Raw genomic sequence first — 25,678 nt, 5'->3', positions numbered from 1 at the left:
GTAATCAGAGAGAAAACTATGTTCCCCTCTGAGTAAAAACGATATTGGTTAACAAGCTTCGCTCAGTTCCAGCATAAGCTCTTTATAAAGTACCATATACTCTCGAGCCTGAACTTCCCCAAAAAGCGGATCCTCTTGTTTTGGAAGCTGCTTTTCAATCATCGCTAGCTCTTTATCGCTCACCGATTCTTGAATCAGTGGAAACAATTGCCCCTCTTCGAAATTAAGATGTGTCATTTGTAGCGAGACAAAATCATCTAATAGGCTGGCAAATTCATCCATTGGCATCACTGAATCATGCAAAATACCATCAACAGCCTCTTTCAGTTGAAGGCTGGAGCTTTTTAAAGCTTCGTGATCTTTAGCGCAGTTGAATAGATGCTTATCCAATTCGGGATTCCGATCAGCCAAACATTTGTACATTTTATCTTCGCGGGGATGATGGTGGCCGTCGGCGTAATTAGAGATATAGTCAATCAGATCAGCCATAAGACTGAAATTAGGCTGCTGTCCTGCTTTAAGCTGATTAACTTTCTGACGCAAGATTACTAATAGCTTATTAAGATTTACATGATCCTGATGTAGCTCGGCTAATATCGTCATACTTACACCTCAAAAGGTTAGTCCAATAACCCAATATAGACGATCAGGGAGAAAGACCTTTGACAAAGATCAAGCAAAACTGGGTTTAAATCGGGAGAGAGAATGCAGTTATTTTTAAAACTGAAATTTTTCCTTTAGCTTCAAAGGGGTAGGTATAAACAAAAGTTTAAGCCAAGGTCAGTAATGATGTTAACTCAGACAGGTTTTTCACTCTGATATCTGTATCTTCCGGCCAGTGACGATCTTTCAGATCAACATGTACAGTACTTACACCCGCTGCACGCCCTGACAACAGATCCAAATGAAAATCCCCCACCATTACGCCTGAATGGTTTGGCAATGCCCACTGCTTTAATAGTATATGAATACCTTCAGGGGATGGCTTGGGCTGGCTGTCTTCACGACCCAGAACATGAGCCTTTTCGAAGAATGTATCCGCACCAATCGCCTTTAATGATAATAATGCTAATTCGTGGGTATTACGGGTAAGAATACCCATCTGACAATCAGCTGCAGCTATCACTTCTAGGCAATCGAGCACGCCTTCAGCAGGAGCTGCTTGGGATGCATATTCCCTTTCTAGAATATCAAGCTCAGCATTCATCCATCGCTGACGCTCTGGAGGCTGACGCTTAATACATTCAAGAATATCATCACTAGGATCTATACCTAGTTTCTGGCGAATCAGTTCAAAATCATGAACAGGTTGAGTTAAAGTGCCATCAAGATCAAATATCCAAGCACGCTTCTCTTTTAGATCTAACAACTCTTCCTCACAAATAATTTCTCACAAATAAAAATGCCGAAAAGCTTTCACTTTTCGGCATTCTACGACCCCACAAGTAAATCTGGATCAGATTTTATTCTGCAACTGCGTAGCAAGCTTCGTTAAATGGATCTAGTGGGTTTTCCAATAGATCATCTTGTTTGAAGTAAAGAATACGACCTTCAAACTTAAGGCTCTTAGTAGAGAACCAACGATCAAGCTCTTCTAAACTTTCATCGCTAGAATTCGCGTCTAACCAACTAGTGATTACATTGTAAAAATAAACACCAAATAGACCTGCTGCTGCACCGAGGAAAAATTCAGACGCTAGCGCAAACAACATTAACACAATGCCAGCAATCCAAATGCGGTTAGCTTTGGCATTTTTGTAGGCATCAGTAGATGATTCATGACTATCTTTCAAACGCATGTAGCGACGGAAATTTTGTTGGATGTCGAATTTATCTTCAGTAGATAGTAATTTAGACATGTTGCTTCCTTGGTAAAACGTATCTTTATTATTTGTTATAGCGCTAAACAAGATAACGCATGTTCAGCTTTATTCCTAAGCGAGTATAGCCGAGGTAAACTCATCCGTCCCCCCGGCTAAAGGCGTATATTGCATTTTTTTTTACGCCAAGCTTTTACTCACCACTTCGAAGACATCTTTTGATAGATTTCCACTGTCTCGAATGCGCTCTAGCTCTTTAAGCATAAGCGCTTGACGCACTTTGTCATATTTCTTCCAACGACTCAATGGCGTCACCATTCTCGATGCTACTTGCGGATTTTGAGCATTCAGCTCAATAATTCGATCAGCCAAGAACTGGTAACCCGAACCATCTTTCGCATGGAAATTAACTGGGTTCTGAGCACAGAATACAGAGATAAGAGAACGCAACTTGTTCGGATTTTTAGCATCAAACGCCGGATGTTCCATCAATGCTTTAACGCGATCAATAGCTTTCTCTTTTGGATTAGAGGCTTGGATAGACAACCAGATGTTGACCACTAAACTCTCATCCTTCCAACGATCATAGAAATCATCCAATAAATCTTGAGCTGCCTTGTCATTTTCAGAGTGGGCCACTTGCACCAATGCCGCCTGCATATCGGTCATGTTATCCGACTTAGCATATTGAGCTTGCGCAAGCTCTAGATACTCAGGTTTATCTAAGGACGTTAGATAAGATATACATAGATTTTTCAGGCTTCGACGAGCAATGGAGTCAGAATCTGGTGAATATTGCAGATCAAGGTCATTATCTTGATAACACTGCAACAATGTAGCCTCTAGCTCTGCCGCTAATGTATGACGTACGAACTTGCGTACGTTGTAGATAGCATCGACATCAATCTCATCAGCTAGCTCAGACAAATAAGCTTCTGAAGGCAGCGTTAGCACCTTGCTGACCATTGCTTTATCCAAACCTTCTGTTTCCAGAATTGATTTGTACGCTGACACTAGACGCTCATCTAACTCCAACGTTTTACCTTCACGATAGTCAGCAATTAACCCTTGCATGATATCCACTGCGAGCTTTTGAGCAGCATCCCAACGACTAAAGCCGTCACTGTCATTTGCCATCAGGAACATCAGCTCATCACGCTGATACGGATAGAACAGTTTCACAGGGGCTGAAAATCCACGCAATAACGAAGGCACTGGCTTCGCCGTTAAGCCTTTAAATGTAAAGGTTTGCTGAGCCTCTGTGATATTAAGCACCTCAGTGCTTTGACCATTAGCCAACACAAGGTCTTTACCATTCTCATCAAGCAAGCCAAGAGCTAATGGGATATGGAATGGTAGCTTCTCATCCTGACCCGGTGTCGCTGGGCAGCGCTGCTCCACATGAAGCTGATAATCGCCCGTTGATGCATCAAAACTATCAGTAACATGCAATTCCGGCGTACCGGCTTGAGAGTACCAATTGCGGAACTGAGATAGATCTTTACCCGAAGCATCTTCCATCGCAGAAACAAACTCTTCCGTTGTCACCGCTTGACCATCGTGGCGCTCGAAATAAAGATCAGAACCTTTACGGAATAATTCAGGGCCTAATAAGGTGTGAATCATTCGCACAACTTCTGCGCCCTTTTCATAGATAGTCAGGGTGTAGAAGTTTGAAATTTCAATAAACGAAGCTGGCCTGATTGGATGTGCCATTGGGCCTGCATCTTCAGCAAACTGAGCTGTACGCAGTACACCAACATCCTCTACGCGTTTCACTGTGCGTGAGTTCATATCAGCAGAGAACTCTGCATCGCGGAATACGGTGAAGCCTTCTTTCAAACTTAACTGGAACCAATCACGACAAGTGACACGATTACCCGACCAGTTATGGAAGTATTCATGGGCCACAACCCCTTCAACGCGCTGAAAACCCATATCAGTGGTCGTAGCAGGATGAGCAAGCACACAAGAAGTATTAAAGATATTTAAACCTTTATTCTCCATTGCTCCCATATTGAAGAAGTCGACCGCAACAATCATATAGATATCTAGATCATACTCACGACCGTAAACCTGCTCATCCCAAGCCATCGACTTTTTCAGGGACTGCATCGCGTAATCTAATTTATTCAGGTCTTTCTGCTCAGCATAAATGAGCAGCTCAACTTCACGTCCGGACGAGGTCGTAAAGGTATCTTTAATATGCTGAAGATCGCCTGCTACTATTGCAAAAAGATAAGCTGGCTTGCTGAAAGGGTCTTCCCATTTGACCCAGTGACGACCATCACCAAGCTCACCTTTATCAACCAAATTACCATTGGAAAGTAATACTGGATAAGCCTGTTTTTCAGCTTCAATTGTTGTGCTGAAGACAGACATCACATCGGGACGATCAGGATAGAAAGTGATACGGCGGAAGCCTTCGGCCTCACACTGTGTACAGAACATACCGTCTGATTTATACAAACCTTCTAATGCAGTATTCGTTTCCGGATGAATTTTTGTCAGCGTTTTTAAGGTAAAGCTGTCTGGCAGATCAGAAAGCAACAACTCTTCACCTTCACGCTGATAATCAACGTGTTCGACACCATCAATCGAAAGATTCGATAACTCTAGCTCTGGGTGCCCGAATAGCACTAGCTTCGGAGTTAAATCCTCACACTTCGGATTTCGGCAGATTTTTAATTCTGCTGTGACCAGAGTTTCCTGCTCAAACAATTGAAAACGCAGGTCGGTGGTTTCTATCAGATAAGATGGAACTTTATAGTCTTTAAGGTAAATAACATTGGGTTCTTGAGACATGATTTCACCTAGTCAGTTATCAGGCAGATACAGATACCTGATACGCTGTGAATTTACGCATATTGATAACGCCAGTATCTAAGATCAGGTACTGCCCTTTTATCCCCTGCAAAACGCCAGATACTTCGGCCGTTTTATCAAAATTAAACGATGTAACTTTTGTCGGGTAAATCAACACAGGGTAGTTGATCTCTATTTGTTCAGCATCTGGCAAACGCTGAATAGCTTGGATACCAAAAGTCTGTTCGAGTTCCGCCAAACCTTCACTACATTTTTCAAAAAGCTGATCACGAATTTCAGCAAGCGTTAAAGGCTCAACTTCATTTTTAAGCATTTTGCGCCAGTTAGTTTTATCTGCTACATGCTCGCCAAGAAGGCGCTCAACTTTGCCTGACTGCAAACGTGTTGCTACTTTCAGAATCGGCAATGCTTGAATAGCACCTTGGTCCATCCAACGTGTTGGAATTTGAGTGCCGCGGGTAATACCAACTTTTACACCCGATGAGTTAGCTAGATAAACGTAATGGTCTTGGAAGCAAAACTGCTCACCCCAACCGGCATCACGACAAGTGCCTTCATGGAAATGGCAAAGTTCAGGTTTAACTATGCATTGATCACATTGAGGGAGACTTTTAAAGCAAGGGTAACAAAAACCTTGGTTAAAGCTTTTGTTAGTTTTACGCCCACAATGAGTGCAATTGATCGCACCCTTGTATTCTAAGGAGATAGGTTTACCAATGAGCTCATTCATTGGCACTTCCTGGTCACCTACAGGTAATTTGTAAACAACGCCTTCAGGTGTTAGTTCGGTGCGCATTTTTTGTAGCGCACCCTGCGCTAGAATCTGCATTAATTTTTATCGTCAGTCAGAATTTTAATCGTATCGGCTGCCAATGGGTCTTTACCATGCTGAGAACCGTCTTGTTTTGTACGATCAATATATCCAACTCGTTCTTCTTCTGGCTTGTGCTCTAAGTCATAAGCAACAACGGCACGCATACAGATATCACGTTGTTCTGGCGTTAACTTACGTCCATCAGGCCATTTCCCCAACTCCACTGCACGCTTAAGGGATTTATGCATATCAGGGGTCATTGCTTGAATTAGTTGTTCGTATGTCATCATCAATCTCTTACTTTTTATCAGGTCTCACCACCTGATTTGGAATCTACAAAGTCTATCACATCCCTATTTCATTCCGCATAAATGCGACCACTTGTTCTTGAATCAAACGTCTATTCTCTTCACAAGGGATATGTAGATCTTCGAGTTCTTTTAACTGTTTTAGGTTTGCCAGAGTCGATCTTGCTTGCTCAGCTAACTGATCCGGATCGAAATAGATATCTTCACTTGCACTGAAAATCTGTACAGGCGATTTAAATCTGGACAGCTCTGCTTTTGAAAATGGCCCCGGCGGTATCAACGTCATAGGAATACCCGCTTGAAACGTCGAATAATAATACTGTTCCAATTCAGGCCAGTTATCTTCCATCAACGGTTTCATTAGCTGATCAAAATGCGGCTGGTCGGTATGAATTTTAAAGCCAATAAAAGGCAGAATCAGCTTTTTCAATGGCCGCCACAAGGGCCGAGAAAAACCCGCTGGTACAATCAAAGATGCAGCAGATATACGCTCAGGCTTGTAAGCAGCCAAATCAAGTAAAACCGCTCCACCAAACGAGAGCCCTACCATAGGTGCTTGCTCAACACCCAAAGCATCCAAAAGCTGATCGAGCCACATGGCATAGGCACTATTTGAAGGCACTGGCGCAATACCTGGAGTTTTACCTGCTTGCCCAGGAATATCAGGCGAAATTACCCGAAAATGCTTAGTCAAAGGCCATAGCAGCTCGAGGTTAAACGGTGCAGGTGTATGCAAGCCATGCAGAGCGATTAATGGCGGCGCATCTTCAGGCCCAGCCTCCATTACCCAGATAGGCCCTAAGGAGGTGGCTTGATATCGACCAGTCACATTACACTCTGGCAATTGGTTAAGTCGATCACACTGCCCTTGATAACGATGGTTAAGATCTAATGACAGTGAAACAGGATCCACTTTTTATCTCCTAGTAGCTAAAAGCTTTCCAAACGGAATAAATGCTAAACCAGCTAGCAAACCCACTAGGTGAGCGGTATTTGCAATAGCACCCAATTGCAGTGCTTCTAGAACACCAGCATAGCCAAGCACTAGCCAGAAAATTAAGAATCCCATAATACTCTGAGGCAAGCCGATCCGATGATCAGACTGGGTTTTATCCCACAACCACGCATAGCCAAGGAAGGCAAAAACGACGCCTGATAAACCGCCAAACATTGGCCCCGCATCGTGATATTGCGCAATGTTAGAGATAACGCCGGAAAACAGGATTAATAGACACAAAGTTACACGGCCTTGATAGATCTCAATCCGGCTACCCACGATCCAAATCCAAAGGGCATTAAACGCAATATGCAGCTCACTAAAGTGCAAAAAGATAGGCGTAATTAGACGCCAAATTTCAAAAGACTCTAGCGTGCCTTCCAAACCAGAGCTGTATAAACCACCATCTTTTTGAACAATGTCTGCAATCGTGAATAAACGCAGCCATTCCAGATTGTCACCAAACGAGATTAAGAAGGTAAGAACAACACTGCTCGCAATCAACAAACAGCTCATCCAAGCCTGTTTAACTTGAGATAAAAGATCTGTCTGCCCCACCGCTTTAGGAATCGCTAAAACAAAGCCTTCAAGGCTCTCACCCCGGCGACATTTCTCATATAAAGCGACAATCTGCGCAGGCTCAACCCCAACAGCAATCCAAACCTCTTGAGTATGCTCTAGCTCAACAACCCTATGCGGCACTTCGTAGCGCCACAGGATTTGGGTAAACTCTGTGAGATCTTCACCTAAGGGCACAGAAAGCACCTTAATCATTAGAGACCCAACTCATCGGCGATTTCGGTTCTTACATCAACCCATACAAATTTGTCAGGCTGAATAGTTTTTTCATCATCCAATCGATATGCAACCAACTTACCGTATTTAACCGCACTGTAATCTAAACATGCGATATTAGGTGTTATAGGTTCAGGAACCCCTTCCCGCCAATAGTGACCAATAAATAACATCTTCTCTTCTGGACCGTAATAGAGAAGATCATTATGGTCCTGCTTAGTTAATTTCAAACGAGCTATATGCTCCGGCAACGGATCCGGCTGAAACACAACATCTGCATAATATTCCGGCTCAGCAGACCAAAACTTGGTTCTAAAGAAGCGTCTGCGATAACCGTCTTTACTCACCATGACCTCACCATCAGGCAAGCTTAAGTGTGTCCCGCGCAACAAGCGATCAGTCAGCGCCCATTCAAAGGTGCCACGTTTAGATGAACGGTGTAGAAAACGATCATCGATAATATGATTCGGGTATTCACCCTCGAACCGATCAATTAGCTTTTGATGCCAACAAGCATGCACAACACGGAAATGCTCGAACTCTAGATAAATAGGCATCTCTCGAATCCACTGTAAGAACATCTCTTGCTCTTCAGGGTAATCGGCAAACTGCTCTAGGGTTTCAGCAAGAATACGGTGGTGACGTGGACTATGCTCACGTAGATAGCTAAGACCACTGCCCTCATGCCCTTCCGTACAGTAACTTAGAAAGTTGAATTCATGGTTTCCCATAACAATCTGAGCAGCGCCCGATTGCACCATATCGTAAACAACATGTAGAGACTCACGGATTCTAGGACCGCGATCAACAATGTCACCTAAAAAGATCATCTGGCGCTCTGGGTGGCAGTAGACACCATCCTTTTTGCTGTAACCTAACTTGCTTAACAAAAGCTCTAAGCTAAGGCCGCAGCCATGGACATCACCAACCAGATCGTAGCCTTTAAACTGATCAGTCACATCAATCTCCGAGCTTAGTACCCCAACCAAGTTTCTCTCGGCAGGTACTATAGAAGTCATAATTGAGCGGGTGTAACAGTTTCAGTTTATGGGGTTTTTTATGAACCGTAATCGTATCCCCTGGTGCACAGCTAATATCTTTTTGACCATCACAAGATACGGTTGGGTAGGCACCATTATTAGGGCTAATAACCAACTTCAGCTCACTGTTACCATTAACCACGATTGGACGGCTAGAAAGCGTATGGGGGAACATAGGCACCAGTACCAAAGCATCTAACTTCGGGTGCATAATTGGACCGCCACCAGATAGCGAATAAGCAGTAGAACCTGTTGGCGTAGAGATGATCAAGCCATCAGATTTTTGCGTGTAAACGAACTGCCCTTCAATATACAGTTCAAATTCAATCATTCGCGCTGCTTTACCTGGGTGCAACACACAGTCATTAAGTGCAGTAGCCTCACCAATAGGAACGCCATCACGCTTAACGATGACATCTAGCAAAAAACGACTATCAACGGTGTACTTACCTTCCAGTACTTCGCCAACTTTTTCTTCAATTTCATTTGGAGAGATATCGGTTAGGAAGCCAAGATTGCCACGGTTCACACCCAGCACTGGAACATGGTATTGAGCAAGGGAACGAGCTGCACCCAATAGACTACCATCACCACCGACAACAATGACTAAGTCACATATTTCGCCCATCATCTTCTGCGTACTGGTCTGCTGGCCATGACCCGGCATAACTTCAGCGATTCGCTCATCAATTATCGTATTAAGACCGCGATCACCTAAAAAGCGAATAAGGTGCTTAAGTGTATCTATAACTGATTTACTACCTAAACGCCCAATTAGACCAATATTACGAAAGTAATCCATTATCTCTCCGGATTAACGTTTGTATGAAAAACCAGATTCTATCTAACTGATTTTTCAGATTCTTTTCAATGATTCTTTATGACCAAAACCGCAATTTGGCGCTAATCAAGCTTAAGCTAGACTTCGGGTTCCTTGCAGACCACCGGTATGAATAGCCAAAATAGTACTTCCTTCTGCATAATCACCACGCTCAATTCTCTTCAACAGGTGACTAAGCATTTTTGCAGTATAAATCTGATCTAGCGGAAGCTGATGCTCTTTCAGCATAAAATCCATGAAAGCTATCAGATCATTAGACACTTTAGCATAGCCACCACCATGCCCTTCCAGATCTAAATCCCAGTTATCAGTGGGATCTGCACCCGATTCAGTCATAAGGTTTTCAATATCCGAAAACAGAAAATCTGCCTTTTTCAGCACAGGTATACCTAAAACCGGAATATCAGGAACAGACAAAGCCACACCAGCTAAGGTCCCACCTGTGCCAGAAGCCAGCACAATTTGATCAGGATTAACCTTAGCTAGGATCTCAGGCGTGATTATTTCTCGTGCGCCCTGCACAGCAAATTTATTACTGCCCCCTTCCGGCACGATCAAAGGGTTAGAAAAGCGAGCCTTTAAAGTCTTAAGGTATTCGGAATCATGCCGCTGACGATATTCCTGACGATTAACAAAACACAACTCCATCCCCCATGCTTTCGCATCTCTTAAGGTTGGATTATCCGCATACTCTGGCTCACCCCGAATAACACCCATGGTTTTTATCCCAGACAAGGATCCAGCCTTAGCTAAGGCGTGAATATGATTAGAATACGCCCCACCAAAACTAAGGACGCACGAGTAGCCATTTTCAAGGGCATGCTGCAGGTTGTACTTCAACTTAAACCACTTGTTACCGCTGACTATTTCATCAGTTAGATCTAAACGAAGCAGGTAAAGCTTAACCCCCGCCTGAATAGTCTCATCGGTTTCTAAAAACTGTACGGGGAACACGGGATTTTGAAGTAGCATTTTAATTAATTAGCACTGCAACATTATTGAAATATAAATGAAGTACTTTAAAAGAACATTAAATTACAGAGGAAGAAAAACGTGGAAGACTATATCGAAGAATTACTGCTGCTTAATATTGATGAATATGAAGACGATGAATGTCTAGATGATGCTGAAGAACAATAACAGCATCATCTAGGCTGCCCTATTTAAGCACTATCGGTCTGAACTAAATTACCAATATGCTGCTTAATCAAGAAAGTACTATTCCCGCCCGAACTTTTAGATTCATACATTGCCAGATCTGATCTTTGAACAATTTGATCTGGATTTTCCATACCGTTTGTCTCAGTCACTCCAAGGCTTACTGAAACCTTGATCAGAGAATCCGTATCATGATCAACGCTAAACGAACACTTAGAATTAAACATCATTCTAATCCGCTCAGAAGTCTTAGCTGCTGCATCAATATCGGTCTCAGGTAACAACACCATAAATTCATCACCACCATATCGAACAGCCACATCTGATGCTCGCAAGGTTTCCCGAAGAATCTCGCCAATAAGCCTTAAAACACGATCCCCTTCAAGGTGGCCAAGAGAATCATTAACCTTTTTAAAATTATCCAGATCAAAGCAGATCAAACTTAAAGGATGGTTGTAGCGCTTAGCACGATCCAACTCTTGCGCCATCACAGTGTAGAAATGTCGTTGGTTAAACAGACCTGTTAACTCATCTGTAACAGAAAGTTTATGCAATTGCTGCTCTAAACTTTGCCTCTCCGTCAAATCATGGAAGAAACCAATACTGCCACCTTCATCTTTATCAACAATCGCAGCTGATAAACGAATCGGTACGACCGCTCCATCCTTACAAGCCAGCCTAGCCTCATAACCCTCAATACTTCCAGGCTTTCCATACGAGTCGGATAGCAAAAGTCGTTTAATCTCTTTCGCCTCCTCTAAACTCGGATAGATTGACGCAATACTAACTTTTCCAATAACTTCTTCAGCCGAATAACCCAAAAGCTTCTCAGCTGCCGCATTAAACAACTGAACAATCCCTGAGCCATCAACCCCTATAACTGGGTCTGGACAGAGTGATACAAGCACGGTTTCATCCACATAATTCACTGAGGTATTCCCATCTCTTTTATTTTTATTCCAGGAAACATATTGTCTAGCGTTATTTACGCTATAAGCACATAGGCTCACAAAACGAAAGGGTAACAGATACAGCCTTTAAGTAAACAACTCAAAAGTCTTGGTGCAGAAATTTAATAAATAGGAAATATAAGTAATACAAGGAAGGTACTTAGTGGTGGGCGTGGAGAGGCTCGAACTCCCGACATTCGCCTTGTAAGGGCGACGCTCTCCCAACTGAGCTACACGCCCACTAAGCATATGGCTTATTACGACTCTTTCAGCACTTCGAAAGAGAAGTTACCCAAAGGGCATAAATGGCGGAACGGACGGGACTCGAACCCGCGACCCCCTGCGTGACAGGCAGGTATTCTAACCAACTGAACTACCGCTCCACATTGTATACGGGACTCGAACCCGCGACCTCTATCTACCTTGGCAGTGACAGGCCTCTACCATCAAACTATCGCTCGATAGTAGTGCTTAGTGGTGGGCGTGGAGAGGCTCGAACTCCCGACATTCGCCTTGTAAGGGCGACGCTCTCCCAACTGAGCTACACGCCCACTAAGCATATGGCTTATTTACGACTCTTTCAGTACTTCGAAAGAGAAGTTGGCGGAACGGACGGGACTCGAACCCGCGACCCCCTGCGTGACAGGCAGGTATTCTAACCAACTGAACTACCGCTCCACATTGTATACGGGACTCGAACCCGCGACCTCTCTCTACCTTGGCAGTGACAGGCTTCTATCATCAAACTATCGCTCGACAGTAGTGCTTAGTGGTGGGCGTGGAGAGGCTCGAACTCCCGACATTCGCCTTGTAAGGGCGACGCTCTCCCAACTGAGCTACACGCCCACTAAGCATATGGCTTATTACGACTCTTTCAGCACTTCGAAAGAGAAGTTACCCAAAGGGCATAAATGGCGGAACGGACGGGACTCGAACCCGCGACCCCCTGCGTGACAGGCAGGTATTCTAACCAACTGAACTACCGCTCCACATTGTATACGGGACTCGAACCCGCGACCTCTATCTACCTTGGCAGTGACAGGCCTCTACCATCAAACTATCGCTCGATAGTAGTGCTTAGTGGTGGGCGTGGAGAGGCTCGAACTCCCGACATTCGCCTTGTAAGGGCGACGCTCTCCCAACTGAGCTACACGCCCACTAAGCAGATGGCTTATTTACGACTCTTTCAGCGCTTCGAAAGAGAAGTTGGCGGAACGGACGGGACTCGAACCCGCGACCCCCTGCGTGACAGGCAGGTATTCTAACCAACTGAACTACCGCTCCACATTGTATACGGGACTCGAACCCGCGACCTCTCTCTACCTTGGCAGTGACAGGCTTCTATCATCAAACTATCGCTCGACAATAGTGCTTAGTGGTGGGCGTGGAGAGGCTCGAACTCCCGACATTCGCCTTGTAAGGGCGACGCTCTCCCAACTGAGCTACACGCCCACTAAGCAGATGGCTTATTTACGACTCTTTCAGCACTTCGAAAGAGAAGTTGGCGGAACGGACGGGACTCGAACCCGCGACCCCCTGCGTGACAGGCAGGTATTCTAACCAACTGAACTACCGCTCCACATTCATCATCCAAGACAGTTACTTACTGCCCCAAACGGAGTGCGAATTTTACGGGTTTTGTTCCCCATGTCAAACGTTTAAACAAAAAAAATTTCATTCTTTTTGATTGCACATTCTTTGTACAAAATCAGTAAGTTAGAATAAATCAAAGCAAAACAGTATGTTCCATTAAACTGTTCAAAAATCATCCTACACATATCAACTTAATAACTACTCGCTTTTCCCAACAAATACGATTCTCTTACTTATAAAGTTATTTCCACATCCTTGAATTAAGTTAGAATCATTCGCTGACCAGCGATTTATATAGAGAGTGTTATATGCCAGTCTCCCCCACCGTTTCAGCTTTAGATAGTTTTATGGAGAAGCTTGATGCTATACAGGCGCAGCACCCTCTAATCCGATTCAATTCAGATTGGCCTTCAGAGTGCTACGCTACCCAAGCTAAAGATGGAGTTACTGTATCTTGGTGGCCAACACTACAAGCAGCCCCAAATGATATGTTTACCCGGCTAGAGGAAGCTTTAGAGGAATCTATTCATCCAGATATTGTTGATTATTATTGCCGCTACTGGTCAGATCCACTTCCAGCAAGTTGCAGTGATGGCGACCTAAGTTTAATTCAGGTTTGGAATGATGAAGATATGGAGCGCTTACGCAGTAATCTAATTGGTCACGCACTTTCTAAACGCCAGCAAAAAAGACCTCTAACCTTTTTTATTGCCTGCCCAGAACCAGATGAAGACTTTTTTATCAGTGTCGATAATTTTAGTGGAGAGGTCTGGTTAGAGCGCCCAGGTAAACCGCCTATCAGAAAGTTGGCTGACAACTTAGCCGACTTTCTTAATTCATTAACCCCCCGTCTAATTCCTGATACGGAGTAAGTTAAGTTGAAACAGATACGTTTATTAGTAACCGGATTACTAGCCATATTAGCCACTAGCACCTTAACCGGTTGCATGACATTTAATTCACAAACGCTAGATCTACACCCGCAGATCCAAATCTCTAGAGTATTAAGTAAAGAAAAGCGTATAGAAATTATTCCGAAAGACTTAAGAGCAGATTCAGTCATTGGCTACCGCTATACAGGTGATGCAGATGCACCATCTATTGTATTAAAAGATAGCCTTCATCTTCTGCAGCATACGACTGAACACGCATTGGAAGATATGGGAATCGTTCGCTTCTACGGTGGTGAATTTAATCTAACCATCAGTCTTATTGAACTTAATTACCGCGCTTCTGAATCAAAAATAAAACAGACCGTGAGCTTAGATACCAAGTTAAAGGTAACGGTAAGCAAAGATAACAAGAGTTACACCGGCACTTATACAGCAGATAAACAGCAGACTTTTGTGGGCGTACCTTCAGAAGAAGAAAACGAGAGATTGGTAAATGATCTATTTTCCAGCGTGATGAACCTAGCAATGAATGATCAACAACTAATAGATTTCATTCAGTTTAACTAATAGCTAGAAATTACAATAAAAAAGCCTGCTATCTGTTAAGACGCAGGCTTTTTATTTTCTACCATCCAACGGTATGAGAGAGCAAACGGCTAATCTGACACATTGGCCTACCAGACTCTTCTCGCCATTGATTAAAACACTCTTGAACGAGCTTCAAATCCCTTTTTGCTGTTGGCTTTTTCTCAATAATTCCTTGAGCTTTCAGTCCAGCAACAACATCATCGGTCAAAATAAACGTATCTTTGCCGATCATTCTCAAAAAATAGCTTCCTGAATTTCCACCCAATTGCTGACCTTGTTTTTTGAGCAAATCCCATAAACCAATAATATCTTCAACCGGCCAATGAGCGACCAACTGCGCAAAACTACCATGCTTACTAGCAAGGTCTGTAACCATCAAAGCATTCACACGAGTTGCTTTAATCTTGCCCCAATGCCTGATCAGTTGATCATTCTGCATTAAATTTTCTAACTGTTCGTCGCTCATCAAGCTCACTTTTTCTGGATCAAATCCAAAAAAAGCTTGTTCAAACGCGGGCCATTTAGAATCAACTAAAGAGTGTTTCAACCCTGCGCGAAACACCCTACGCATCATGTCGCTGAACAATCGATCATCAGTCACTTGCACTAGCTCTAACTCACTTTTAGCTACAGGCAAGAGCGCTTCTACATCTTGATCTGGGTAATGAGCCTGAACATGTTCGTAAATCCATTGGAAGGATTTCATTTACTATTTCACTTTTTTACAAAATCTAAGGATGCAGAGTTCACACAATACCGGAGGCCGGTGGGTTGCGGCCCATCCGTAAATACGTGCCCTAAATGTGAATTGCACGTCGCACAAGTGATCTCTACACGCACCATGCCGTGAGTTGTATCACTGTGCTCGTCTATAGCTCCTTCCTCGACCGGCTGCCAAAAACTCGGCCAACCACTTCCTGAATCGTATTTTTGCTCTGATCCAAACAACGGGGTTCCACAACAGATACAACGATACTCCCCGCTTTGCTGGTTATTGTAATATTCACCCGTAAAAGCACGCTCTGTGCCCTTTTGGCGACAGATTCGATATTGCTCGGGGCTCAAACGATCTTGCCACTCTTGCTCAGAATGAACGACCTTTTGGTTTTTTTCAGCCATACAATCTCCCTGATAATAAAAAAGCCTGCAGTACGCCATTTCCCTAGGTTTCAACAAATAAAAGGCGTATGATTAGTCTCTTTTTTTTCTGAGGCTTATACCATACAACCTAGGTCTCTATGCATAGGACAACATCTAGCCGCAGAGATTCCCGGCTAGGTTTGCAGGACAATAAAATGCCAGTAATCCGTAAATCAAACAAGCTGATCAATGTGTGTTACGACATTCGTGGTCCAGTACTTCAGGAAGCTAAACGTCTTGAAGAAGAAGGACAACGAATCCTTAAATTAAACATTGGCAATCCCGCCCCATGGGGTTTCGACGCGCCTGAAGAGATTGTACAGGACGTTATTTTGAATCTACCCGCCTCCCAAGGTTACTGTGATTCAAAAGGCTTGTTTTCCGCCCGTAAAGCGGTGATGCAAGAGTGTCAGAAGAACGGAATTAAAAATGTAGGTATCGAAGATATCTACATTGGCAATGGCGTTTCAGAACTTATCGTTATGGCCATGCAAGGCTTGCTAAACGATACCGATGAGATGCTAATTCCTGCACCTGACTACCCGCTTTGGACAGCTGCAGTAAGCCTGAGCGGCGGTAACCCAATCCATTACCGTTGTGATGAAGAAAAAGATTGGGCTCCGGATATTGAAGATATGCGCAGTAAAATTACTGATCGCACAAAAGGTATCGTGGTTATTAACCCAAATAACCCAACGGGCGCTGTATATCCAAAAGCCGTACTTGAACAGATCATAGAACTTGCCCGTGAGCATAATCTGATCATCTTCGCAGACGAGATTTATGACAAGATTTTGTACGATGAAGCAGTGCACACGCCTCTAGCATCACTTGCTGATGACGTTTTGTGTATCTCCTTCAACGGTCTATCAAAATCCTATAGAGCAGCGGGTTTCCGTTCAGGCTGGATGATTGTAAGCGGTCCAAAGCACAATGCCCGTGACTACATCGAGGGCTTGGAGATGCTCTCTAGCATGCGCCTTTGCTCCAACGTACCAACTCAGCATGCTATCCAAACAGCACTAGGTGGATACCAGAGCGTCAATGAATTGATTGTATCGGGTGGTCGACTTTACGAGCAGCGTAATCTAGCTTGGAAGATGCTTAACGAGATCCCAGGTGTAAGCTGTACGAAACCAGAAGGCGCACTGTATCTGTTCGCTAAATTAGATCCAGAGGTTTATCCGATCAAGAATGACGAGAAGATGGCTTTAGATCTGCTACTTCAACAGAAAGTCCTTATTGTGCAAGGCAGCGGCTTTAACATGCCGGATACTCAACATTTCCGGTTGGTATTCTTACCTCGTAAGGATGAGCTTCAGGACGCTATCGAAAGGATAGGCACCTTCCTCAAAACCTACGAGCAATAAACAGAACGGCCATCTTCGATGGCCGTTTTTTTTTGTAATGTCATTGTAATAAGACCATCCTAGACTAAGCTCAATATTGTGTATTCGCCTTTAGAGTAAATAGGATAATCAATGTTTATAAAGGTAAGAAAAAACTGCGGTATCTATATGGAACACAACGGCCTAGAGCAGCGCCACCTTGTTCCCGTTACATCCAACTTTCTCATCAACCTAAATCATGTCGCAGAAGTCTCTTTCTATACAATTAAAGAGTCTAAGATCCGTTACGACCTCGAACATCATGAGGTAACCATACCTCCTCATACCCGTGTTATTCACGTACAAATGAACTACCTATATGGCTCCTACAAAGAAACGGTTAACGACAAAAAAGGCCGTTTAGTGGACCGTTGTTACTACAAACTTTACTTTATGCCAGAAGAGATGGGACAGTACGAAGGCATTCGATCTCAGATAGAAGGCTTGGTCCTAAATGAGGACTAATTGATTAAAAAGCGGCCACCAGCCGCTTTTTTTTTGCCTAAAAATCAAAAACTTCTTGCAAAAAAACTCATAGATCTCTAATTATCTAATTAGAGCTTTATGTTGATACAGGTATGGGTGTTAAATAAGCTCAATCATATGAATCTTATCTCTAAGGAGTGCACATGGAGATTCGCGAACTACTTGAGCAAACAGACAAACTGCCCAACGTTCCTGAAGTCGTAAGACAGTTAATTCAGCAATTAAACAACCCTGCTGCAGATTATGGCGAAATTGCTGAAAAAGTTGCACAAGATCAGACACTGTCTCTAAAAATTCTGCGCCTCGTAAACTCTGCCCATTTCGGTCTAAGACGCAAAGTATCATCTATTGATGAAGCAGTCGTAATGCTTGGCATGGTGCGACTCAAAACGCTTGTTATCGCTTCGGGTATTGCTGGCTCTGTTAAAGAAGTGGAAGGGTTAGACCTGAAGAAATTCTGGAGCGAATCATTCCGCGTGGCAGCTCTATCAAAATGGTTTGCTGAACGAGATACAGAAGTTGATCCTGACATTGCCTTTACCGCTGGCTTAATTCATAACATTGGCCGTCTTCTATTACACCTATCCCAACCAATACGTGCACAGGAAATTCAAGCAACAATAGATAATTCAAGTTGCAGCCGCTGTGACGCAGAAATCGAGCACTTAGGCTTCACAGCGCCTGAAGCAGGACAAGCTTTATTAGATATGTGGAGCTTTCCGAAAGAGCTAGGCATTGCTGTTCGCCAACACAAACAAGCAACCTCTTTCGAAGAGCCATCAGCACTGGCTGCAGTGGTCAATCTAGCTTGCGTTGTGAATTCGGCTATCCGCAATGAAGACAATATCGATACACTACAAAGTAATTACCCTAAAGATGTCGCCACACTTGCAGGTGTATCAGCAGATACATCAGGTGATCTAGAAGAAGCACTAAATCTTGAATCAGGTTTAGATGGTTTAGCTGATTAGCTTCACTTCAACATTTAAAAAGGCAGCTTAGGCTGCCTTTTTTGTTTCTCTTATCGTTAAACCGGTTCAGTACCGGTTGCTGTAACGGCTTTAATACAAGAGATAATATCTCTTACATCTTGCAACGCACGATGACGACGAAATTGAGCTTTGGCCAAAAAGCCAAACTGAATAAGCTGTTCTTTACTCAATATTCGATCTAACCCCGCCATACGGAAACTCGGCTGAATGCCCGTCGCTTCAAATAAACGAGTTAACCAAAATAGATCAAATTCAAATGCATCGCTAATCAGCGTTTTACCTTTAAGCTTTTGATTTAAACGTGAACAAGCCTGCTTAATATCAAGACCTTTGCTTACCGCTTCTTCTCGCTCTATGCCGTGCATCTCTTCAGCATATTCATCCCAATATCGCCATCCGGCTGCAGAATCTGGATTAATCAGAAAGTTATCTTGTTCGCCTGTCTCATCATTGATCCAAGCGATTTCGATAGGATAGGACTCAGCGCCTAACCCACTTGCTTCCAAATCAATACAAATTAACTCCACTCAGTTCTCCCTTACGTACAACAACACTTTAAGGCTTTTTTCGGGTTCGGCTTCCGGAAAATCTTCCGGATTTTTTAAACGCTCTACAAACTTAAAATCTGGGCACTCTTCTAACATCAAGTTCTTTAAAAACTCAGTGCCATTTTTCGGGTCGTTATGACAAGCCAAAACCTGCCCACCCTCTTTAGTTAATTCGTTCAAACGACGAATAACCTTACGATAGTCTTTTTCTGCCACAAAACTTCCCGGCTGGAAACTTGGCGGATCGATTACGATCAAATCATAAGGACCGTACTGTCTCACGCGCTTCCAAGACCTAAAGAGATCGTACGCCAAAAATTTAACCCGGTCTCCTTCTAAACCATTTAAAAGGTGATTTTCCCGACCGGTATTGATAGCGCCCCTGGACATATCTACATTCACTACCTGATCAGCACCACCGGCAAGGGCTGCAACCGAGAAAGCGCAAGTATATGAGAATAAGTTTAGCACGCGTTTACCACCCGCATTGTGCATAACCCATTTACGCCCCTCACGCATATCCAAAAACAAACCACTATTTTGATTGCGTTGAGGTTTGACCTGATAAAACAGGCCAAGTTCCATCGTATTCATCTGCTCAGGCACTGAGCCCCAAGCAACATTTTGCTGCGCTTCTTTACCTCGAGAGCGCTGCTGAATCACCAAGCCTTCGATTTCATCTACACTCTTTAAAGTATCGCTTAATTCAGTAACCCACTCAGGTTCAACTTCTTTATACAACCTAGCTACGGCATAAGGAGGAAACCAGTCAATTACCAGATGCTCAAACCCCGGAAAACAGTGCCCACGGCCATGAAAAATCCGGCGCGATTCACCCATCGCTAATGGTATTTGCTGCTTTACGACTGTTAAGACTTGCTGCATCTGAGATCCTGTATCCAAAGGGTCATAAAAAGGGGCTAAATTATAGGCTCGGGCGTAAATGGACACCAGCAATAACAGGACAAATAGGCTTGAAACTTTTATCATTCACCCCTATCTAAGCAATGAGCTTAAACAATAGGAAATCTTTCACTTATGATGCGTATCGGCTTATTTCTATTAACTAACATCGCTGTGCTAATCGTTGCCAGCATTACCCTTAATCTACTGGGTGTTGACCACTATGTTTCCGGTGCTGGCCTTAATATGACCAGTTTGCTGATCTTCTGTGCAGTCTTCGGTTTTGCAGGTTCATTCATCTCGCTATTCCTATCTAAGAAAATGGCGAAAATGACAACAGGTACAGAGATCATTACCCAAGCACGTAACTCTGATGAACAATGGCTTTTAGATACTGTTGCTGAGCTTTCAGAAAAAGCGGGTATTAAAATGCCGGAAGTCGGTATTTTCCCAGCTCAACAAGCAAATGCATTTGCAACAGGTTGGAACAAGAATGACGCATTAGTTGCAGTTAGCTTAGGTCTGTTACAGCGCTTCCAGAAAGAGGAAGTCAAGGCTGTAATGGCCCATGAGATTGGCCATGTAGCTAACGGTGATATGGTTACAATGAGTTTAGTACAAGGCGTTATAAATACTTTTGTAATGTTCTTTGCTCGCATTGCAGGCTACGCAGTAGATAGTTTCCTCAAAAGTAACGATGAAGAAAGCCAGCCAGGTACTGGTATTGGTTACTTCATTACTGTAATTGTCTTCGAAATCATTTTTGGAATTTTGGCTTCGTTTGTTGTTTCTTGGTTCTCTCGTTACCGCGAGTTCAGAGCCGATGAAGCAGGAGCAGACCTATCTAGCAACCATGCGATGATCGGTGCACTGCAACGTTTGAAAGCTGAATATGAAATGCCAGATCAGATGCCTGGCCAGCTAACTGCCTTTGGTATTAGCAGCCATATGAAGTCTGGCCTGATGGAATTGATGTCTAGCCACCCTCCGCTTGATAAGCGAATTGAAGCGCTTCAGAAGCGAGGCTAAGCACAAAAAAATCCCCGGCAAGCCGGGGATTTTTTTATTACAGCGTATTTCCATCAATAAACTGTCTATATCTAATAACCTTTTCTAACTGTCCAGCATCGCTCAATCTATATTTGTAGATCTTATCACCCTCTCGATAGATGCCTCGGCAACGAAACTCTTTTCCTTCCATGCTTAAACAGATTTCATCTTTGTTATTTACTTTCCAGACACCCTTTCGCTCTTCCCAGTATCGCTCTTGCTGAATCTGCCCATTTGCAGCGTAGTACGTGAAACTGCTGCTACCGGATATGACGTTGAATGATTCAACGGTTTTGCCTACAAATAAAGCCTTGATTTCAGAACCATTCAGCTGCGTCAAAGGCTCATCACTTGGCTTGACCTGACAACCCACCAGCATAACTACTGTACTCAACCCAAGTATTGTTTTCAAAGTTGTCATCTTTATCTCCGATTACATTCCGACCAAAACTGGTCAATACAAGTTTTTAATCCACTAGCAAAAAAACTACCCGCAAAGTCATGTCCCTGTTCGGGTAAAACACAAATACGTGGGTTAGTTACATCTAATAATTGGCCTTTCAATTCAGCCAATTGTTTAAACCAAGTATGAGCACGTTCAAGCCGATTCATTCCTTGTACTTTATCTACACGTGCCCCAGTCCTTAAACTTTTATCACGTACCGTGTCCTGTTCCCCAACGGCCACCATTAAAGGTAGTGATAGCATCCGGTCTAATTGCGCTTTCCCCATCCATTTAGGTATATCTCTTAACCCGTAGGGGTAGGTATCTTCATGATTAGGAAGCGTGTACCAACCCGCACTACATATAACCAGCGAAGCTATTTTGTTTGGGTGGAAAAGTGCATATCGATGCGCAAACTGTGCGCCACCCGAGAAACCACACAATTTAATTTTAAATTCCGGCAACCCCACATGTTTTCTAAATGCGATCAGAAGCGTATTCAAAGCAATATCTGCACGTGGCATACAAGGGCTTTTTGATAACTTCTGATATTGTGGAAAGATTGATTGTTCAAACTCAGGCACGACCAACCAACAGCCAAATTTATCAGCAAGGGTTCTATATGCTTCCAACTGATCATCGTATTGCCGAGAAATTCCATGCACCGCAACAATAACTTGACCATCATCCTTCAGCTGTTTTGGGCGGTATAATTTCGCAGGCAATGATTTAACTGACGGGTAAATACAACGCACAGCAGCGCCTGGAGCAGGTATTTCAAGCAAGCTCATGATTTATCCCTCTTGGAAATTCAACAACATTGCTAGGTTTAGCATCGTCACTTGCTGAAACTTTAATCTCACCATTGGTCAGAGCTATTAACTCCTCCAGCTCCTCGGCAATAACAATAGCTCCATCAAAGCGATTGAACACATCTACCAACATGTTTCTAATATCAGGGCTTTTTAACGCAACATCAGAATCGATAAGCAATAGTTTTGGGCGCCTTAGCAAAGCTCTTGCGAGCTGAACCCTAAACCTTAAATTGCTGGGCAGATCTGCCCCCCTCTCACCGATTTTTAATTCGTTTCCTTCATCAGAGCAATATGCCTGTAAACCGGTTGTTGCAAGAACCTGCTCTGTAAACTCTTCTGACCTTTTCCTTGCACCATAGAAAAGATTACTACTTAGCGTTCCTTTCAGTAGAGGAAGCTCTGGACTTATAAGTGAGACCGTTTGAGCCCAGATAGCTGGATGAATCGATGAACTCCTTCGGCCACAAAATCTGAGTTTTCCCTTAGTAATAGGAGCAAGTCCTGCTAAAGCCTCCATGAATGAGCTCTTGCCTGCTCCTTGATCACCTCGTAACAACAAACGGTCTTGTTCTCTAATTACGCAAGTGATTGAGCCGAAACGCTGCTTAACGGCCATACCCTTTGACTCAACTTTAAAGGCCTTTTTAGGCAATCGACGTTTGCTCTGCTGACCTACGATATCGCGCTGCAAAAACGCACCTAACTTATCTTCGGATACCTTTTTTAAGGTCCACAGCTCATACAAGCGACTAAGCCTTCTAAGCTGATTAACCAAATACAACGACGCTACGAGCAATATAGGAATGTAAGTTTCTGCAATAAGCCCTGCCTGACTAAGATTTAACCCCTGCATCACGATAACAAGCACAGATATAAGTAGAATTGCTTCGTTAAAGCCTCTAATAAGAGAAGACGCATGAGCTTTACGCATCTGACGTGTTTTTAATCGATCAGCACTACGAGAAAACTTTCGCTGCTCTTTTCCAGATTGGTTAAACAACCTGATTAATTTAAAGAGGGCTAATCGCTCATTGGTCGCATTTATTAAACGCCCTCTTTCACGCCTTACACTCACCGTCGAATAATATAAGCCCTTACCTAAATAAAAATTCCCTAAGACAGCAAAAGCCAGCGGTATAAAAGCCGTAACTAACAAAGTCCAATGAATCTGACTGAGTGCGATAAATGCAGCTAATAACCAAATTCCCAATACAAGCAGTGGAGCAATACCTTGCACCATCCAATTGCGAATAGGCGTCATATCCCCAGTTAACCGCAATAAAGTACCACCTCTGTTAAGAGCTTCATCACTCACAGGTAGCGCTAAAGTATGTTTATAAACTGTATTGCGTAACTCACAGATATAAGCTTGGGCCATACGTTCAGCGAAATAACGTTCACAATATCTGGCCGCCGCTAATCCGAAAATTGCAGCTAACACAATTGATGTAATACCCAGATCAAAAGAAAACTGCTCGTAGCCCAACTGATCCTTAGCTAAGGTCATTAAGCCTAGGAAACAGGCAGTCTGTATCAATCCAATTAGGATCAAACCACCTATTCCCTTCCAACGTTGTTTAGATAGCATAGGAGGTAACATAACTATGATCCCTCTCCAAACTAGCCATCAATGCCTTCGCTGTGCTCACTTTACGCAAAGCATCCAAGCTATAAATAGGTAAACCAAGGCTATCTCGCACTTCATCCGCACATAATTCTGCACGGGTAAACACTCCACCTAAGCCATAGATAGGGAATCCAGCTTCAATCATTTTTTCAGCACAAAATGCGGCGGCGGTTGAGCTATCTGCAGCGACCATAGATGCGCTTACTTCCTTAAGCAAACGGCCATTCGCTATGAGTGCTTTGTTTTGTGGCTGTAAAACCCCATCTGCTAATTCAACAACCAATAGATCCGCAGCAGCTTGAACCGCATCCATTTTTAATCGTTGAAGTAACCGAACTAATTTTGTTTCACTCAGATTAACTGTGGTCGGGTAACCCGCATCAAGGAAATCTTTCACTTGAAAAGCGCCAGCATCAACCATCTTCCAGTAATCGGGTCCTGACCCTGTACCTGTTAACTTGGCAGCTGCGGCCTTAAAACCGGCTTTGCTAAAGCCATTAATTAACGAAGACGCCATCGAGGTTTTACCACTGTTCATATCACTGCCGACCACCAACAAAACAGGCATTTCATTAGCCGATGGATGCAGATAAGCATCTTTAAGCGTACTGTAGCTCTCTAAGTTAATTTTCTGCCCTTGGCTATTAACTAACACCCCTAAAACTGTAATTTCAGTCGCGGCCTTCACCTGAGCGCTTTTACTGATCACATCTCCTGCAATACCACCGGCAGCAACGAGTTGGGTTTTGCCTAACTGCGCCGGGGACTTGGCGTAAAACTGATCCGTGGCATATCGATCACCCGCAGCGACAATAATCAGATCATCCACAAAAAGGTGTTCGCGGCGTCCATACGGGTTTTCAATCCGAGTGTGCTGACGAATACGATCTACTCTCGCTAATAAAAGATCTCCTGTCTCTGGCAACAGTTCCGCAACGTCAGTAACATCATCAAAGTTAACGTTACGCGTGATATAGCTTCTTTTGACACGATTCAGATCAATCATTTTTCACCTCACTTTTGTTTACGTAGTTTGTAAACAATTCGGGATATTCTCTTTGCTGTCGCTCTTTCTGGTGTTAACAGGGCTTCCAATTCCACTCGCTTCGGTTTTCCAGAACGGCCTCTCACTTTACGCTCGACAACCAGACCTAATTCAGGAGCGTATTCAATGTCATGAGTTTCCCTGACCTTGGCGATCACCTCTTTCCAAAAAACCGAGCGTGCACAGTTATACTTGTTGGTTTTGTACTTTTTCTTTTTCAGCTTGAAGCGACCTTCACCTTGATAAGTACAACGCCAATGACGAATGGAGTTGCCTGATTTAGAACTTTGACGATTCATTTCAAACTCAGCTGCATCATCTTTTCCAAACGGGATCAAAGTTTCAGGCGATCCGAACTTCAATGTGTGCGAATAGCCTTGAGTGCGATCTGGATACTTTTGATAACTCAAAACAGGTACAACAGGATGAATTGATCGTTTATATAAGCGCTTTCTCTGGTCTTCCCAAACCTCCCAACCAGTGCCTTTTTCTATAAGCTTCTCTACTTTTCCATCACTGTAGATAGCCACTGTGCCAATATCATTACTGGCAGCGATGGTTCCGGCGTACCCTACAAAAAACATTGCCATCAATGCTCGTTTCATCACCCTTAACC

Annotated in this window: 27 protein-coding genes and 10 tRNA genes; 6 read left to right on the top strand and 31 right to left on the bottom strand. The window is 43.5% G+C overall.

Annotation, left to right across the window (positions count from 1 at the left end):
- Positions 1–48 precede the first annotated feature (48 nt).
- The 22 genes from ACMXYP_RS06330 to ACMXYP_RS06225 all read right to left on the bottom strand — a co-directional run bounded on the left by ACMXYP_RS06330 (position 49) and on the right by ACMXYP_RS06225 (position 13,128).
- Positions 49–603: a hemerythrin domain-containing protein gene (locus tag ACMXYP_RS06330; protein ID WP_415884164.1), complete on the bottom strand. Its 555-nt coding sequence runs from the start codon at positions 601–603 to the stop codon at positions 49–51.
- 166 nt (positions 604–769) lie between these two features.
- Positions 770–1,369 (bottom strand): HAD family hydrolase, encoded by a 600-nt coding sequence (locus tag ACMXYP_RS06325; RefSeq protein WP_415884163.1) that lies wholly within the window; start codon positions 1,367–1,369, stop codon positions 770–772.
- A gap of 94 nt (positions 1,370–1,463) precedes the next feature.
- Positions 1,464–1,859 carry a hypothetical protein gene (locus ACMXYP_RS06320; RefSeq protein ID WP_415884162.1) on the bottom strand — a complete coding sequence of 132 codons (396 nt, stop codon included), beginning with the start codon at positions 1,857–1,859 and terminating at the stop codon, positions 1,464–1,466.
- A 141-nt stretch (positions 1,860–2,000) separates the two neighbouring features.
- On the bottom strand, positions 2,001–4,625 hold the full coding sequence (pepN, locus tag ACMXYP_RS06315) for an aminopeptidase N (RefSeq protein ID WP_415884161.1): 2,625 nt from the start codon (positions 4,623–4,625) through the stop codon (positions 2,001–2,003).
- 19 nt (positions 4,626–4,644) lie between these two features.
- Positions 4,645–5,475, bottom strand: a complete 831-nt coding sequence (locus tag ACMXYP_RS06310; RefSeq protein ID WP_415884160.1) for a DUF2797 domain-containing protein — start codon at positions 5,473–5,475, stop codon at positions 4,645–4,647.
- On the bottom strand, positions 5,475–5,747 hold the full coding sequence (locus ACMXYP_RS06305) for a YeaC family protein (protein WP_415884159.1): 273 nt from the start codon (positions 5,745–5,747) through the stop codon (positions 5,475–5,477). Before ACMXYP_RS06305 ends, ACMXYP_RS06310 begins: the two co-directional genes overlap by 1 nt.
- A 58-nt stretch (positions 5,748–5,805) precedes the next feature.
- Positions 5,806–6,681, bottom strand: a complete 876-nt coding sequence (locus tag ACMXYP_RS06300; protein WP_415884158.1) for an alpha/beta fold hydrolase — start codon at positions 6,679–6,681, stop codon at positions 5,806–5,808.
- A 3-nt stretch (positions 6,682–6,684) separates the two neighbouring features.
- Positions 6,685–7,539, bottom strand: coding sequence for a rhomboid family intramembrane serine protease (locus ACMXYP_RS06295; RefSeq protein WP_415884157.1), 855 nt, complete (start codon positions 7,537–7,539; stop codon positions 6,685–6,687).
- Entirely contained in the window at positions 7,539–8,519 is a 981-nt protein-coding gene (locus ACMXYP_RS06290; RefSeq protein ID WP_415884156.1) for a metallophosphoesterase, read from the bottom strand. The genes ACMXYP_RS06295 and ACMXYP_RS06290 overlap by 1 nt, the downstream gene beginning before the upstream one ends.
- A gap of 1 nt (position 8,520) precedes the next feature.
- Entirely contained in the window at positions 8,521–9,402 is an 882-nt protein-coding gene (locus ACMXYP_RS06285; protein ID WP_415884155.1) for an NAD(+) kinase, read from the bottom strand.
- A gap of 111 nt (positions 9,403–9,513) precedes the next feature.
- The gene (locus ACMXYP_RS06280) at positions 9,514–10,413 is read right to left on the bottom strand and encodes a 1-aminocyclopropane-1-carboxylate deaminase/D-cysteine desulfhydrase (RefSeq protein WP_415884154.1); all 900 of its coding nucleotides are present in this window, start codon (positions 10,411–10,413) and stop codon (positions 9,514–9,516) included.
- Between the two features lie 191 nt (positions 10,414–10,604).
- On the bottom strand, positions 10,605–11,528 hold the full coding sequence (locus ACMXYP_RS06275; RefSeq protein WP_415884153.1) for a diguanylate cyclase: 924 nt from the start codon (positions 11,526–11,528) through the stop codon (positions 10,605–10,607).
- Between the two features lie 185 nt (positions 11,529–11,713).
- A tRNA-Val gene (locus tag ACMXYP_RS06270) sits at positions 11,714–11,789 on the bottom strand.
- A 66-nt stretch (positions 11,790–11,855) separates the two neighbouring features.
- Positions 11,856–11,932: transfer RNA gene (locus ACMXYP_RS06265), tRNA-Asp, on the bottom strand.
- Between the two features lie 92 nt (positions 11,933–12,024).
- A tRNA-Val gene (locus ACMXYP_RS06260) sits at positions 12,025–12,100 on the bottom strand.
- A 50-nt stretch (positions 12,101–12,150) separates the two neighbouring features.
- A tRNA-Asp gene (locus ACMXYP_RS06255) sits at positions 12,151–12,227 on the bottom strand.
- 92 nt (positions 12,228–12,319) lie between these two features.
- Positions 12,320–12,395 (bottom strand) — tRNA-Val (locus tag ACMXYP_RS06250).
- A gap of 66 nt (positions 12,396–12,461) precedes the next feature.
- A tRNA-Asp gene (locus tag ACMXYP_RS06245) sits at positions 12,462–12,538 on the bottom strand.
- 92 nt (positions 12,539–12,630) lie between these two features.
- Positions 12,631–12,706, bottom strand: a tRNA-Val gene (locus ACMXYP_RS06240).
- A gap of 50 nt (positions 12,707–12,756) precedes the next feature.
- A tRNA-Asp gene (locus tag ACMXYP_RS06235) sits at positions 12,757–12,833 on the bottom strand.
- A gap of 92 nt (positions 12,834–12,925) precedes the next feature.
- Positions 12,926–13,001, bottom strand: a tRNA-Val gene (locus ACMXYP_RS06230).
- 50 nt (positions 13,002–13,051) lie between these two features.
- Positions 13,052–13,128: transfer RNA gene (locus ACMXYP_RS06225), tRNA-Asp, on the bottom strand.
- A gap of 322 nt (positions 13,129–13,450) precedes the next feature.
- On the opposite strand from ACMXYP_RS06225, the gene syd reads away from it, so the two are divergent.
- Positions 13,451–14,014 carry a SecY-interacting protein gene (gene syd / locus ACMXYP_RS06220; protein WP_415884152.1) on the top strand — a complete coding sequence of 188 codons (564 nt, stop codon included), beginning with the start codon at positions 13,451–13,453 and terminating at the stop codon, positions 14,012–14,014.
- A 6-nt stretch (positions 14,015–14,020) separates the two neighbouring features.
- Entirely contained in the window at positions 14,021–14,602 is a 582-nt protein-coding gene (locus ACMXYP_RS06215; RefSeq protein ID WP_415884151.1) for a YajG family lipoprotein, read from the top strand.
- 58 nt (positions 14,603–14,660) lie between these two features.
- Here the strand turns inward: ACMXYP_RS06215 and ACMXYP_RS06210 are convergent, their stop codons facing one another.
- Both ACMXYP_RS06210 and msrB read right to left on the bottom strand, forming a co-directional pair.
- Complete coding sequence (locus tag ACMXYP_RS06210) at positions 14,661–15,329, bottom strand: DNA-3-methyladenine glycosylase I (protein WP_415884150.1); 669 nt, start codon at positions 15,327–15,329, stop codon at positions 14,661–14,663.
- An 8-nt stretch (positions 15,330–15,337) separates the two neighbouring features.
- Positions 15,338–15,742, bottom strand: coding sequence for a peptide-methionine (R)-S-oxide reductase MsrB (msrB, locus tag ACMXYP_RS06205; protein WP_415884149.1), 405 nt, complete (start codon positions 15,740–15,742; stop codon positions 15,338–15,340).
- A 176-nt stretch (positions 15,743–15,918) separates the two neighbouring features.
- Between msrB and ACMXYP_RS06200 the strand changes: the two genes are divergently transcribed.
- The 3 genes from ACMXYP_RS06200 to ACMXYP_RS06190 all read left to right on the top strand — a co-directional run bounded on the left by ACMXYP_RS06200 (position 15,919) and on the right by ACMXYP_RS06190 (position 18,608).
- On the top strand, positions 15,919–17,133 hold the full coding sequence (locus ACMXYP_RS06200; protein WP_415884148.1) for a pyridoxal phosphate-dependent aminotransferase: 1,215 nt from the start codon (positions 15,919–15,921) through the stop codon (positions 17,131–17,133).
- Between the two features lie 111 nt (positions 17,134–17,244).
- Positions 17,245–17,616, top strand: coding sequence for a hypothetical protein (locus tag ACMXYP_RS06195; protein ID WP_415884147.1), 372 nt, complete (start codon positions 17,245–17,247; stop codon positions 17,614–17,616).
- A 164-nt stretch (positions 17,617–17,780) separates the two neighbouring features.
- Positions 17,781–18,608 (top strand): HDOD domain-containing protein, encoded by an 828-nt coding sequence (locus ACMXYP_RS06190; protein WP_415884146.1) that lies wholly within the window; start codon positions 17,781–17,783, stop codon positions 18,606–18,608.
- A gap of 56 nt (positions 18,609–18,664) precedes the next feature.
- Here the strand turns inward: ACMXYP_RS06190 and ACMXYP_RS06185 are convergent, their stop codons facing one another.
- The gene (locus ACMXYP_RS06185; RefSeq protein ID WP_415884145.1) at positions 18,665–19,156 is read right to left on the bottom strand and encodes an exonuclease domain-containing protein; all 492 of its coding nucleotides are present in this window, start codon (positions 19,154–19,156) and stop codon (positions 18,665–18,667) included.
- Entirely contained in the window at positions 19,157–20,062 is a 906-nt protein-coding gene (locus tag ACMXYP_RS06180; RefSeq protein ID WP_415884144.1) for a class I SAM-dependent methyltransferase, read from the bottom strand. It lies immediately after the preceding gene.
- Between the two features lie 153 nt (positions 20,063–20,215).
- Here ACMXYP_RS06180 and htpX point away from each other — a divergent pair, with 153 nt between their 5' ends.
- Positions 20,216–21,109, top strand: coding sequence for a protease HtpX (gene htpX, locus ACMXYP_RS06175; protein ID WP_415884143.1), 894 nt, complete (start codon positions 20,216–20,218; stop codon positions 21,107–21,109).
- Positions 21,110–21,146: 37 nt separating this feature from the next.
- Here the strand turns inward: htpX and ACMXYP_RS06170 are convergent, their stop codons facing one another.
- Genes ACMXYP_RS06170 through ACMXYP_RS06150 form a run of 5 tightly spaced genes read right to left on the bottom strand, consistent with a single transcriptional unit; the run spans position 21,147 to position 25,667 of the window.
- A complete protein-coding gene (locus ACMXYP_RS06170) occupies positions 21,147–21,551 on the bottom strand; it encodes a hypothetical protein (RefSeq protein ID WP_415884142.1) in 405 nt (134 codons plus the stop codon).
- Between the two features lie 2 nt (positions 21,552–21,553).
- Positions 21,554–22,366 (bottom strand): alpha/beta fold hydrolase, encoded by an 813-nt coding sequence (locus ACMXYP_RS06165; protein WP_415884141.1) that lies wholly within the window; start codon positions 22,364–22,366, stop codon positions 21,554–21,556.
- Positions 22,353–23,990, bottom strand: coding sequence for an ABC transporter transmembrane domain-containing protein (locus ACMXYP_RS06160; RefSeq protein WP_415884140.1), 1,638 nt, complete (start codon positions 23,988–23,990; stop codon positions 22,353–22,355). The genes ACMXYP_RS06165 and ACMXYP_RS06160 overlap by 14 nt, the downstream gene beginning before the upstream one ends.
- Entirely contained in the window at positions 23,968–25,023 is a 1,056-nt protein-coding gene (locus tag ACMXYP_RS06155) for an AAA family ATPase (RefSeq protein WP_415884139.1), read from the bottom strand. The genes ACMXYP_RS06160 and ACMXYP_RS06155 overlap by 23 nt, the downstream gene beginning before the upstream one ends.
- A gap of 8 nt (positions 25,024–25,031) precedes the next feature.
- Positions 25,032–25,667 (bottom strand): hypothetical protein, encoded by a 636-nt coding sequence (locus ACMXYP_RS06150; protein ID WP_415884138.1) that lies wholly within the window; start codon positions 25,665–25,667, stop codon positions 25,032–25,034.
- Between the last annotated feature and the right edge of the window lie 11 nt (positions 25,668–25,678).

It is taken from the genome of Neptuniibacter sp. QD34_54 (genome assembly GCF_047778055.1).
GTDB lineage: Bacteria > Pseudomonadota > Gammaproteobacteria > Pseudomonadales > Balneatricaceae > Neptuniibacter.
This window is presented reverse-complemented; position numbering and strand designations above follow the sequence as displayed.